At 60.2% G+C, this 11,732-nt stretch carries 11 protein-coding genes; 5 read left to right on the forward strand and 6 right to left on the reverse strand.

All coding sequences use genetic code 11. The features are described 5' to 3' along the window. Window positions 1-30: 30 nt before the first annotated feature. Window positions 31-1,362, reverse strand: a complete 1,332-nt coding sequence (locus AF70_RS20310) for a PLP-dependent aminotransferase family protein (protein WP_028939715.1) — start codon at window positions 1,360-1,362, stop codon at window positions 31-33. 90 nt (window positions 1,363-1,452) lie between these two features. Here AF70_RS20310 and AF70_RS20315 point away from each other — a divergent pair, with 90 nt between their 5' ends. Further along, a complete protein-coding gene (locus AF70_RS20315) occupies window positions 1,453-2,349 on the forward strand; it encodes a DMT family transporter (protein ID WP_028939716.1) in 897 nt (298 codons plus the stop codon). Between the two features lie 69 nt (window positions 2,350-2,418). Here AF70_RS20315 and AF70_RS20320 read toward each other — a convergent pair whose 3' ends face one another. From AF70_RS20320 to AF70_RS20330, 3 genes are all read right to left on the reverse strand, one after another. Further along, window positions 2,419-3,786, reverse strand: coding sequence for an MBL fold metallo-hydrolase RNA specificity domain-containing protein (locus AF70_RS20320; RefSeq protein WP_230172797.1), 1,368 nt, complete (start codon window positions 3,784-3,786; stop codon window positions 2,419-2,421). 97 nt (window positions 3,787-3,883) lie between these two features. Next, entirely contained in the window at window positions 3,884-4,795 is a 912-nt protein-coding gene (locus AF70_RS20325) for a universal stress protein (protein ID WP_028939718.1), read from the reverse strand. A gap of 107 nt (window positions 4,796-4,902) precedes the next feature. Beyond that, complete coding sequence (locus AF70_RS20330) at window positions 4,903-5,823, reverse strand: universal stress protein (protein ID WP_028939719.1); 921 nt, start codon at window positions 5,821-5,823, stop codon at window positions 4,903-4,905. A gap of 225 nt (window positions 5,824-6,048) precedes the next feature. Here AF70_RS20330 and AF70_RS20335 point away from each other — a divergent pair, with 225 nt between their 5' ends. After that, complete coding sequence (locus tag AF70_RS20335; protein ID WP_028939720.1) at window positions 6,049-6,615, forward strand: GNAT family N-acetyltransferase; 567 nt, start codon at window positions 6,049-6,051, stop codon at window positions 6,613-6,615. 62 nt (window positions 6,616-6,677) lie between these two features. Here the strand turns inward: AF70_RS20335 and AF70_RS20340 are convergent, their stop codons facing one another. Both AF70_RS20340 and AF70_RS20345 read right to left on the reverse strand, forming a co-directional pair. Next, window positions 6,678-7,595 carry a universal stress protein gene (locus AF70_RS20340; protein ID WP_028939721.1) on the reverse strand — a complete coding sequence of 306 codons (918 nt, stop codon included), beginning with the start codon at window positions 7,593-7,595 and terminating at the stop codon, window positions 6,678-6,680. Window positions 7,596-7,702: 107 nt separating this feature from the next. After that, window positions 7,703-8,941 (reverse strand): DUF4010 domain-containing protein, encoded by a 1,239-nt coding sequence (locus tag AF70_RS20345; protein WP_019582057.1) that lies wholly within the window; start codon window positions 8,939-8,941, stop codon window positions 7,703-7,705. Window positions 8,942-9,201: 260 nt separating this feature from the next. Here AF70_RS20345 and AF70_RS20350 point away from each other — a divergent pair, with 260 nt between their 5' ends. The 3 genes from AF70_RS20350 to fnr all read left to right on the forward strand — a co-directional run bounded on the left by AF70_RS20350 (window position 9,202) and on the right by fnr (window position 11,731). After that, window positions 9,202-10,122 carry a universal stress protein gene (locus AF70_RS20350; RefSeq protein ID WP_028939722.1) on the forward strand — a complete coding sequence of 307 codons (921 nt, stop codon included), beginning with the start codon at window positions 9,202-9,204 and terminating at the stop codon, window positions 10,120-10,122. A gap of 50 nt (window positions 10,123-10,172) precedes the next feature. After that, window positions 10,173-10,820 carry a BON domain-containing protein gene (locus AF70_RS20355; protein WP_019582056.1) on the forward strand — a complete coding sequence of 216 codons (648 nt, stop codon included), beginning with the start codon at window positions 10,173-10,175 and terminating at the stop codon, window positions 10,818-10,820. 164 nt (window positions 10,821-10,984) lie between these two features. Beyond that, window positions 10,985-11,731, forward strand: coding sequence for a fumarate/nitrate reduction transcriptional regulator Fnr (gene fnr / locus AF70_RS20360; RefSeq protein WP_028939723.1), 747 nt, complete (start codon window positions 10,985-10,987; stop codon window positions 11,729-11,731). The last annotated feature ends 1 nt before the right edge of the window (window position 11,732 follow it).

Raw genomic sequence — 11,732 nt, forward strand, 5'->3', positions numbered from 1 at the left:
GCAGGCACATACTCTTCGGTAATAACGAGACTATGTATAAGCCCCAACCACCCACTTCACTTTCTCCAGCGCCTCCCTGAGCGCCCCCATCTCCACGGAGCCCAGCGCCAGGCGAAACGCATGTGGAACGTTGGCCGATGTGGCAAACGGTTCGGCGGTTGAAACCGAGACGTTTTCCCGCATCAACGCCATGGCGATCTGGTCGGCCCGTGCGTCTTCCGACAATGGCAGCCAAAGAAAATACGACGAGGGGTGGCGAATACAGCGCAGCCCCGCCAGTACCTCGCCGGCCACGATTTGCCGGGCCTGCGCGTCCCGGCGCTTTTCGGCTTCCAGTTGCATGACGGTGCCGTCGTCAAGCCAGGTGGTGGCAATCGCCGTCATCACACCCGGGGTATTCCAGGTGGTCGCTTTGATTGTGCGTTCCAGCGCTGGCACGTTCTGCAGGGGGGCGGCGACGAAGCCGACGCGCAGTCCGGTGGCCACGCTTTTGGAGAGCCCTGACACGTAAATCGTCCTCTCGGGGGCGAGTACCGCCAGCGGCGCGGGTGGATTTTCGGCGAGGAAGGCGTAAGCGGCGTCTTCTATGATCAGCAGCCCATGCTGGCGCGCAATCGTCACCAGGTGTTCCCGTTGCTCGGCACTCATCACCCAGCCCAGCGGATTGTGCAGGGTCGGCATCGTGTACACGGCCCGCACGCGTCGATGCCGGCACAGGCTTTCCAGCGCTTGCAGATCAGGCCCGTGATCAAGCACCGGAATGGGCACGATTTCAAGGTGCAGCGTGTCGGCCAGGGCCTTGAACCCCGGGTAGGTCAACGCGTCCGCGGCAATCACGTCACCGGGTTGCAACAGCGCCATCATCGTCACCGCCAGCCCTTGCTGGGCGCCGGTGACGATCAGCACTTGCTCAGCCTCGACCGTCAGCCCTCGAACGCGCAGATGGCGCGCCACAGCGGCGCGCTCATGGGGTCGCCCGGCGTGTGGCTGGTAGCGCAGCAACGCTTCCAGATCACCGGCTGAGGCGAGTTGGCGCAGTGCATTGCGCAACAGTTCTGCCTGCCCGGGTAGCGCCGGATAGTTGAAGTTCAGGTCGGTCATACCGGCGGCAACGCTGTGTTGATCGATAGCCTGGTTGGGCGACCACGAGGTTTCCCTGACGAACGTCCCCCGCCCCGTCTCCCCGCTGACCAGGCCCATGGCTTCCAGCTCCGCATAGACCCGGCTAGCCGTCACCAGGGCCAGGCCTTCCGTGGTCGCCAACTGACGATGAGTCGGCAAGCGTGTGCCCGGCAATAGGCGCCCTGAACGAATATCCGCGGCAAACATATCCACCAGTGATTTGTAGCGGGAACGAGGCATGAGCAGATGTATCCATGACAATATTTTGATTGTATTGAGTTTCGTCCATACGATGCCTTCCATGCAACCTGAGCATGAAGGGGATCCAGAATGGAACGCACATCGAACCTGCAACAGCACACCACGGAAAAGACCGCGAGCGGATGGCTCAACGGGTTCATCGGCGTGCTCATCTTCAGCGGCTCGCTGCCGGCGACACGGGTGGCCGTTCTACAGTTCGACCCGGTCTTCCTGACGGTTGCCCGGGCCAGTATCGCTGCCATTGTGGCGCTGTGCTTGCTGTTGCTGTTCAAGGAAAAACGCCCGGCCAGGCATCAGCTGCTCTCCCTGGCCATCGTGGCCCTGGGCGTTGTATTAGGGTTTCCGCTGTTGACCGCACTGGCGCTGCAATATGTAACGTCTGCGCACTCCATCGTCTTCGTTGGCCTGTTGCCGCTCGCCACCGCAGCATTCGGGGTCTGGCGCGGCGGCGAGCGGCCCCGGCCGGTGTTCTGGTTCTTCTCGGTGCTGGGCAGCCTGCTGGTGGTGGGGTTTGCCGTCTCCCAAGGCCTGACGGCCTCTCCTGCGGGGGACATTCTGATGTTGCTGGCGATCCTGGCGTGCGGGTTGGGCTATGCCGAAGGTGCGAAGCTTTCCAAGACTCTGGGAGGCTGGCAGGTGATTTCCTGGGCGCTGGTGCTGTCGCTGCCCGTCATGGCGCCGCTGACCTGGTTGCTGGCCCCGCCTTCGCTCTCGGCAATTACCCCGCCTGCGTGGTTGAGCCTGGCTTACGTCTCGCTGTTCAGCATGTTGATTGGCTTTGTGTTCTGGTACCGCGGGCTGGCTCAGGGCGGGATTGCCGCCGTCGGCCAGCTTCAGTTGCTGCAGCCGTTTTTCGGCTTGGCACTGGCTGCCACGTTGCTGCATGAGCAGGTCAGCCTTGCCATGCTGGGGGTGACCGTGGCGGTGATTCTTTGCGTGGCCGGGGCACGAAAGTTCTCGAAATAGACGGCTCGCGTGGCGAAACAAATCAGCCAGGGGCCTTTTTAAAGCCCCTTTTCTATAGTGGCCAGAGCACTAAAGAGGCCCCGTCAGCTCCACGCTGTCGCGGTACTCCGGCACCGAGACCGACCAGCCCAGCTCCAGGCTGATGCGTCGGCGCAATACATCCGAGGCATTGGGTTCGCCATGTACCACATAGGTGTGTTTCGGTGGCCGCTTGAAGCCGCGCAACCACAGCATGATTTCATCGCAGTCGGCGTGTGCGGACAGGGTTTCCATCGGCACCACTTCGGCGCGGATCGGCACGTCTTTGCCGTGAATACGTACCGACGGGGCGCCTGCGATGATCTGCGCGCCGCGGGTGCCGCCCGCCTGAAAGCCCGGCACCAGCAGCGTATTGAGCGGGTTGGGCGCCAGCGCCTTGAGGTGGTGCAGCACCCGCCCGCCAGTGGCCATGCCGCTGGCGGCGATGATCACCGCCGGTGTGCGCTGCTGGTCCAGCTCGATGGAATCTCTGGTGGAGCGCACAAAACGCGTGACACGGCACATGCCTTCGCACTCTTCCAGGGACAACCGGTGTTCACTGCGAAAGCGCTGGTACAAGCGCGTGACGTCGGTGGCCATGGGGCTGTTGAGGTAGATCGGCAGGTCGGGAATCGCGCGTTTTTGTTGCAAGCGATACAGGTGATACATCAGCAACTGCGCGCGACCGACCGCGAACGATGGCACCAGCGTGATGCCATGGCGCAGCGCGGTACGGGTGATGACCTCGGCCAGTTGATCCTCCGGGGGCTCGTCGGGATGCCGACGGTCACCATAGGTCGACTCCACCAGCAGATAATCGGCCTGCTCGATCGTCTCCGGGGCAAACATCAATGGATCGTTCGGCCGCCCCAGATCCCCGGAGAACACCAGGGTCATGCCATCGGCGACGACTTCCACGGTCGCTGCGCCCAGAATATGCCCGGCACCGCGCAACAGAATGCTCATCCCCGGGACAATGTCGACCCGGTGGTGCAACTGCACCGGCCGCAGCAATTTCAATGCCCGCTCGGCGTCTTGCTCGGTGTACAGCGGCAAGGCCGGAGAGTGTTTGGAGAAGCCATGGCGATTGGCGAACTCGGCCTCTTCTTCCTGCAAGCGGCCGCTGTCGCACAGCAGGATTTTCACCAGTTCACAGGTGGCTGGCGTCGCATACACCGGGCCGCGATAACCGTTGCGCACCAACACCGGCAGGTAGCCGCTGTGATCCAGATGAGCGTGGGTCAGCACAATGGCTTCGAGGTCGCGAACCGGCAACTGGAACGGGTCCCAGTTGTGCAAGCGCAGTTGTTTATAGCCCTGGAACAGACCGCAATCGATCAGCACATGCTGGTCGCGATGTTCCAGCAAATACTTGCTACCCGTGACCGTGCCCGCAGCACCGAGAAATGTCATTCGCATGGCCGTTTCCTTGCGCATTCATGGAGCGCTATTGATCGCTCCTTTACGCCCATGGGCAGTTGATTTTTATCAACCGGGGCCACACGGGTTAATCTTTTCAGTCTAGCCGGGGCTTGACGATCGTCAGGCTGCAAGGTGACCGGTTCAACACACTTTCGGCCGTGCTGCCGATGAATATATCGATCCCGCGATGGTAGGTCGTTCCCAACACCACCATGTCGAAGGCACCTTGTTGTGCGAAACGGGCAATCACCTCGGCGGGAGTACCGGGCAGCAAATGGCGCTGTTGTTTCTCGATGCCGTAGCGGTCGGCAAGCGCCTCAAAGGCCTCCAGCTGAGCATCGCTGACCGCGTCTCTCAAACTGCTAGCCAACGTCGCGGTCGGCACGTTCACTTCAGCCTCCCCCAGCTCCGACCAGCCGCTGACATTGAGCAGGTGCAAGGTGGCGCCGCAGGGTTCGGCCAGGCTCGAGGCCAAGTCGAGAATCCGATCATTGAGCCCTTGGGTCAGCTCTTCCAGATGGGACAAATCGATGGTCGCAAGTATGCTCAACGGCTTGGGATTTGTGGCATCGATGACCAGGTGCAAGGGCGCTGGACAGTCGCGCAGCAACTGCCAGTCCAGAGGCCGATGGAAAGCGCGATCGAGGGCCGATACGCGGTGCGTGTCCTTGATCACCAGGTCCGCATGGAAGTCATTCACGTACTCCAGCAGATGCGCCAGGGTCGGTCTGGCCCACACCACTTCAGTGGTCACCTGCACGCCTTCGCATCGTTGAAACCGGGCTTGCTGCTCCAGCCAGTGACGATGTACCTGCAAGTAACCTTCCCGCGCCTGGGCCATCGCGTCGTGGTCAAACAGCCCAGCCGCCGCCAGCGCCTGGACATAATCGAAAGCGACAATGTGCAACGCCGCACCGGTTGCACAAGCCAAGGCCCGTGCCCGTTCGAACGCCGGGGTGCGGATCATTTCGGTCGGGGCAATCAATAGCAAACGTTGAATTTTCACCCTCACCCACCTCATCTCTGGATAGCTTCAGGTTGTGGCTCAAGTATCGGGGGGCTCTCGCCATGCGGCTCTGATTTTTATCAACTAATGGCCGGCCAGCGATCGGCTTACTGCGCGACGCTCGAACCCGGCTGCCTGACCGCCAGAATGCTGCCCGGTACCGAGTACAACGCCCGCTCGGTGTTGCTGCCAATCAACCGGTCGATCCCCACGCGATGCACAGTGCCCATCACCACCACATCCGCCAGGTATTGCTCGACAAACTCACTGATCACCGGCACCGGCAGGCCCATGACAAAGTGCCGACGCTCGGGAGGAACACCGTAACGATCCGCCAGGGTGATAAATGCCCGATGCAGGGATTCGCGCAATTCTTCGACGAAGTCCACGCCCCAGCCACCGGAGATCAGCGGCGCATCGCCATTGAACGCGGGCGACAAGTCGTAGGCGTACAGCAGATGCAGCGGTGCGTCGCATTGCAGCGCCAGCGCGTTGGCCGTCTGGATGATGGTGTCGTTCAATCCACTGATTTGCGTCGCCGGATCGAACGGGTCCACGGCGGCCACGACCCGGTGCGGCAACCCGTAACGGACCTGATTGACCAGGTGCACGGGGATCGTGCATTCGCGCAGTAGATGGCAATCGAGCGGAGTGATGAACACCCGTTTGAGCGCCGGTTCCAGGGTGACATCCTTGATCAGCAGGTCGGGCTTGAGGTCTTCGACTGCCTTCAAAATGTCCAGCAACGGATGGGTGGTGAAGACCGCTTCAACCGTCACGTCCACGCCCTGCCCGCTGAGCCGCTCGACCTCGTCAGCCACCCAACGATGACAGTGGCGCAGATAGCGCTGATACCCCGCCTCGTCGATTTTTTCTTCCCATAAATGAACAATCGGTGCCGGATCGACAAAGGCCCGCACATCCAGCGCGGCCCCGCTCGCCTTGGCCAACGCGACGGCCCGGAGCAAGGCAGGGGACTGATGCAGGGTCCGGTCGGCGATCAGTAACAAACGTTGATATTGCCCCATCTCACACCTCCGCTCGAAACCGGTCCCTTACCCGCCGGCATGGGCCAAGACTGCGCTCGTTGCCCCCTCCCCGAGGTTGATTTACATCAAATACCCGCAAATGAACGCCCTCGTGACAGGTGTCTGATCCAGATCAGATTCAAGGGCTGCCAGTGGCGTAGAAAGGAATCAACCGCGTGATGGGTGAATACGCACCGACCTTTCAAACAAGATGGAGGACCATCCATGCTCACTGTCAAAGACCACAATGATCGGGCCGCGGCCGCCTATGCCGCAGTCCCCGGAAAATACTGGATCGAAGCGCTCAGGGACGGCCGCCATGTGCTGATCCGGCCACTGCTGGAAAAGGACCGCGAACTTGAATACGCCTTCATCAAGCGCCTGTCGCCCGAGTCCCGACACATGCGTTTTCTCGCGCAGATCAACGAGCCCGGCGCCGCCATGCTCGATCAGTTGATGGACACCGATAACAAACAGCGCATGGCTTACATTGCGCTGGTTCACGAAAACGGCAAATTGATCGAAATCGGCATCAGCCGCTACGCCGCCACGTCGGAACATGAGTGTGAGTGCGCGGTGACGGTCGCCGATGAATGGCAGCATCTGGGCCTCGGCACCGCCTTGATGGAGCATCTGATCAAGGCCGCCCGCAGAAACGGCTTTAATCAGATGTATTCGATCGATGCTGCAAGCAATGCCCCCATGCGTGACCTGGCCAAAGCCTTGGGTTTCGAGAGGCACAATGACCCTAACGACAGTCGTCAGGTCATCCATCGTCTGTACATGTCATAAAAGCCGATTGCCCCACGACGTACCGGCCAACGGTCCGCCGTGGGGCAAGTCTACGTTCAGGGTTACAGCGACCTGTCGGGTTTGATCGCCAGCACACTGCAAGGGGCCCGGTGCAAGAGCTGTTCGGCAGTGGTCCCCAATAGCTTGTTCAACCCCGAGTGCTGCACCGTCCCCATCACAATCACATCGGTGTGATGGTCCTCGACGAACTTGCAAATACTCGGCACTGGCGCACCTTCGATGAAGTGCCGACGCTGCGACGGCACGCCGTGACGCTCGGCCAGTGCCGTGAACGCCTGGTGTTGCGCCGTGCCCATGGCTTCGTAAAGACCGGAGGCCAACGGGAGTGCGCCAACGCCCATGTCCAGGGCATACACGGCTGTCCAGTCGTACGCATGCACCAACTCGATCTGCGCCTCACACTGTTCAGCCAGCTTGGTGGCGGCGTCGATAATCTGGTCATTGAACACCAGGTCCTGCTCTTCGCTGCGCAGCACATCGACGATGGCCAGCACGTTACGTGGCCGCGCGTTCCGGGCGTTGGTCACCAGATGCACCGGCACCGGACAATCGCGCAACAACTGCCAATCCAGCGGGGTGAAAAAAACCCGTTTCAACGCCGACTCTTCCTGGGCGTCCTTGATGATCAGACTCAGCGACATCTCGTTGACGAATTGCAGGATTTCCTCGTAAGGGTGCTGTACCCACACCACCTCGCTGGTGACCTCGACGCCGTGTTTGCTTATCAAATGGGCTTGCTCGGCAAGCCATTGCCGATGGGTTTGCAAATAGCCTTCCCGAGCCTGGGCAATTTGCTCGGGGGCGAACAGGCCGGCGACGGCCAAGGCCTGCAAGTAATCGAATGCCACGATGTGCAGCGGCGATTGCATCGCGCGGGCCAACGCGGCGGCCCGGTCGAACGCCGGAGTACAGGTCATGGAATGGGGGGCGATCAACAGTAAACGCTGAGTCTGCGACATGGGACACCTCGGCACGCGGCCATCTCGATGCAATGAGTAGAACCCTAGAGTGATCGCGGCAGATTCGGGCGACTTGATCTTTGTCAGCTACAGCGCTCGGATGCCCGTTAATGCAGCAACATGCCCACCCACATCGCCAACGTCAGCAAGACCTGGCCGGGAATGACATACGCGGCGAACCGTCGCCCACCGCTGACCCAGGCCACCAGGCATTTGCTCAGGGAGTTACTGCTGATGGCAACCAGCGTGGGCCCGGCAATGGCGTCGAACGGCAACAGTCCGGCCTTGGCCAGGGCGCCAATGGACGCCGTCGAAGAATGGGCATCGGCGAAACCGGTGAGCGTCGTCGTGACCATCACGCCCACTTCGCCAAAGTGATTGAGCACCATCGAAGACACAAAGGTAACGCCGGTCATGGTCAGTGCGATGACCAACGCCAGCTTGAGGTTGAACGCACCGCCGACCTTGACCGGCTGATTGTCGCCACTCGCAGGTTTGGGCAACATCAGGCTCAAGCCATACAGCGCCGTGGCGGCGGCACCCAACAACAGCGGCCCCCACATGTAGCGCAATAGACCGATGTCGACCGCCCCCAGGATCAGGCCGACCTGAATGATGGTCGCCAGGTTGGACAGCATCGCTGCCGCACTCAAGACTTTGATGTTGCCTGGCTCCTTGGCGACAAGGTGCCCCATCGCGGCGATGGTCGCGATGCTGGAAGCAAACCCGGAGGCGATGGCGCTGACCACATAGCCGTAACGGGCACCCAGGGTACGAACGGCAATATGCCCGACCGCCCCGACGGCCATCAGCAACACCGTCAGGGTGCAAATGGTGCGCAGATTGATGGCGGCATAGGGGCCGATAAAGCGATCCGGCGCCAATGGCAACACCACCAGGGCAGCGACCAACAGCACCAGACCGTCGCGCATCTCCCTTTCAGTCAATTGGCTGCGCGCAAAATGATGCAGTTTCTGGCGATACGTCAGCAGCCCCGCCACCACCACGCCGATGGCGATGGCCAGTTCGGGCGCGCTGTTACACAACGCCCCCAGTGCCAATACCATGAATAACGCCACTTCACTGGTGACACCAGGGTCAGTGCCCAGGCTTCGCCAGTAAGCCACAGTGACCAGCAAGGCCACCGAAACCGCCATGATGCCCACCAGCAAACCACCACCGATTTGCATCGCCACATAACCCAGCAACGCGGTGATCGCGAACGTACGCAATCCGGCACAGGCGCGACTGTCCCCACGCCCCTTGTGCCGTTCACGTTCAAGGCCGACGAGCATGCCGATCCCCAGCGCAGCTGCCGCGCCTGCCAGGCCCAAGGTTTCGTTCATATGACTCCTGTCCGGGTAAGCCACAACCCCAAGACTGCACCGGCATGACGCAGGAGAGATTGATAGTGGTCAATGTTTTATAGATGGACGTGGCGCCCCCCGCCACACGTCGGGCTACAAGCTGGATCACTCGCCAGATTGATAAAGATCAATCCCGCCCCCCCCGGTCATCGGCAGGATAAAAGCCAGAGAACCACTGCCCAAACGCAGCGGTGCCAGTGAGTACAGGAATATCTACGATTATTGACGGGAGTTTGGTCATGTCTGAGCAATCACGCTTCATGCTGGTCGTCTCGCCCCTCATGGAAAACAGCCCCGCGTTCGACCGCGCCGCCGCGTTGGCCAAGGCCTCGGGCGCGGCCCTGCATATCGTCGCCTTCGATTACCTGCAAGGCCTGGCAACGGCGAGCATGGTCAACGAACAAGCGCTGGAGGAGATGCGGCTGGGGTATGTCGAGCGCCATCGGCAATGGCTCGAAGAACAGGCCCGCCCCTTGCGTAAAATCGGGGTGCCCGTCACCACGGAGGTGATCTGGGTTGAACGACCCTTGCAGGAAATCCTCATTCATCTCAAAGAACAGCCGATGGCGGTACTGATCAAGGCACTGGAATACGAGTCGTTGCTGTCACGCATCATGTTCACGCCCCTGGATATCCATTTGCTGCGCGAATGCCCGGTGCCGCTGCATTTTGTCAGCCACGTGAAGCACGTGCTGCCGCGCAGAATCGTCGCCGCGGTCGATCCCTTCCATAGCAATACCCAGTACAAGGATTTCAACGACAGGATTTTGCGCGAGGCCTCAAAACTGGCCAGCACCTGTAACGCTCAGCTCGACGTGATCTACGCCCACGATCTTTCATCCCTCAGTGCGGACGAGTTCGATTTCGACAGTAGCTCAGCGCTGTTTTCCCCAGGCAAAGCCAAGACACTGTTTGATGCTCAGGCCGATGCCTTCCGTGAACTGGCTGAGCGCAATGGTATTGCGCCAGAGCAACAGCACATGATCATGGGCAACCCGACCAAGGTTCTTACCCAATACGCCGATGCCTACGACATCGACGTGCTTGTCATGGGCCGGGTCGGCCACCGGGGCGTGGGTCGACTGGTGGGCAGCACGGTGGAGCATCTGCTGTACAAAATGCCGTGCAGTGTCTGGGTGGTTTCACCTGAGGAACTGTAGAGGGCTGTTTCGCACCTGGCCTACCAACCTTTCAGACAAAGGACATCACCATGAACGACTTGAGTCTGCGTCAGAGCATTATGGATGAGCTTGAATTCCAGCCTGAGATCGATGCCGCCAACATCGGTGTGACCGTGGACAATGGCGTCGTCACGCTCACCGGGCACGTTAAGAGCTACGCGCAAAAAGTCAGCGCGGAACGCGCGGTAAAAAGCATAAAAGGGGTACGGGCCGTGGCCGAAGAAATTCAGGTCAGGCCGATGAAAAGCGCGGGCACGGCGGACGACGCCATTGCCTCCCGCGCCTTGAATATCCTCACCTGGAGCTCCGACATTCCCGAACAGGACATCAAAGTCATTGTGCAGAAAGGGTGGATCACCCTTGAAGGCGAAGTGGACTGGCAGTACCAGAAAGAAACCGCCGAGATGGCCGTGCGCAAGCTGTCGGGAGTGGTAGGCGTGGACAATCGGCTCGTCCTTCGTCCGCAAGTGAACGTGGACGATATCCAGCGTCGTATCGAAGAAGCCCTCAAACGCAATGCCGAAGTCGATGCCAAGGGAATTCACATCAAGGTGGAAGGCGACGTGGTGAAGCTTGAAGGCAAGGTTCACTTGTGGCGTGAGCGTCAGATCGCCGAACGTGCCGCCTGGTCAGTACCGGGGGTGAGGCAAGTTGATGATCATCTGCGCATTGCCTGAATCAAAGAGCCCGGGGAACCTGTAATTCCCAGGGATAACAATCACTTGCGACGGGCCAACGGTTTTCCGTTTGTCGATTGCTTCCGGCGATCTTCCGAACGGAATCCGTGCCCGAGTGCACAGCACCTATGCTTTATATATAACCCCCCAAGGGCGCCATTGACATGACTGAAGTCCACCTGCTTCAGGGTCAACACCTCAAGGCTGCCTGTTCCAATTGCAGTGTATTAGCGTTTTGCCTGCCTTTTGGTCTCGACAAACTGGAACTCGAGCGCCTGGACAAGCTGATTTTGCAACGGTTCAAGGTCAGGAAAGGCGCCCCCCTCTACCGCGCAGGCGATCCCTTGCGTTTTCTGTATGCGATCCGTATCGGCTCATTCAAGACCAGCGTGCTGTCGCTCAATGGCCGCGAGCAGGTCACCGGATTCCAGTTACCCGGCGAGATGCTCGGCCTGGACGCCATCAGCACCGACGAGCACACCTGTAATGCATTTGCCCTGGAGGACAGTGAAGTCTGTCCCATCCATTTTTCTCAGCTGGAAAAACTCGCCCGGGAGCTGCCGGCACTGCAACACAACCTGAACAGGTTTCTGAGCCGTGAAATCGTCCGCGATCACGATCTGCTGATGATGTTGGGCAATATGAACTCGGATGAGCGTCTTGCCGCCTTTCTGCTGAACCTGTCGCAGCGCTTGAGCATGCGAGGCTACTCATCGAACCAATTCATACTCAAGATGCGGCGCGACGAAATAGGCTCCTACCTGGGGTTGCGCCTGGAAACCATCTGCCGGGGCATTGCCCATCTGCGGGAACAGGAGCTGGTGGAAATAGCCGGTCGTGAGGTCAAGATCCTGAACCTGCACGGGCTCAAGCAGCTGGTCGCCGGTTGCCATTCAGCGATCCTCCACTGAC

Source organism: Pseudomonas sp. KD5 (assembly GCF_012932895.1).
Classification (GTDB): Bacteria; Pseudomonadota; Gammaproteobacteria; order Pseudomonadales; family Pseudomonadaceae; genus Aquipseudomonas.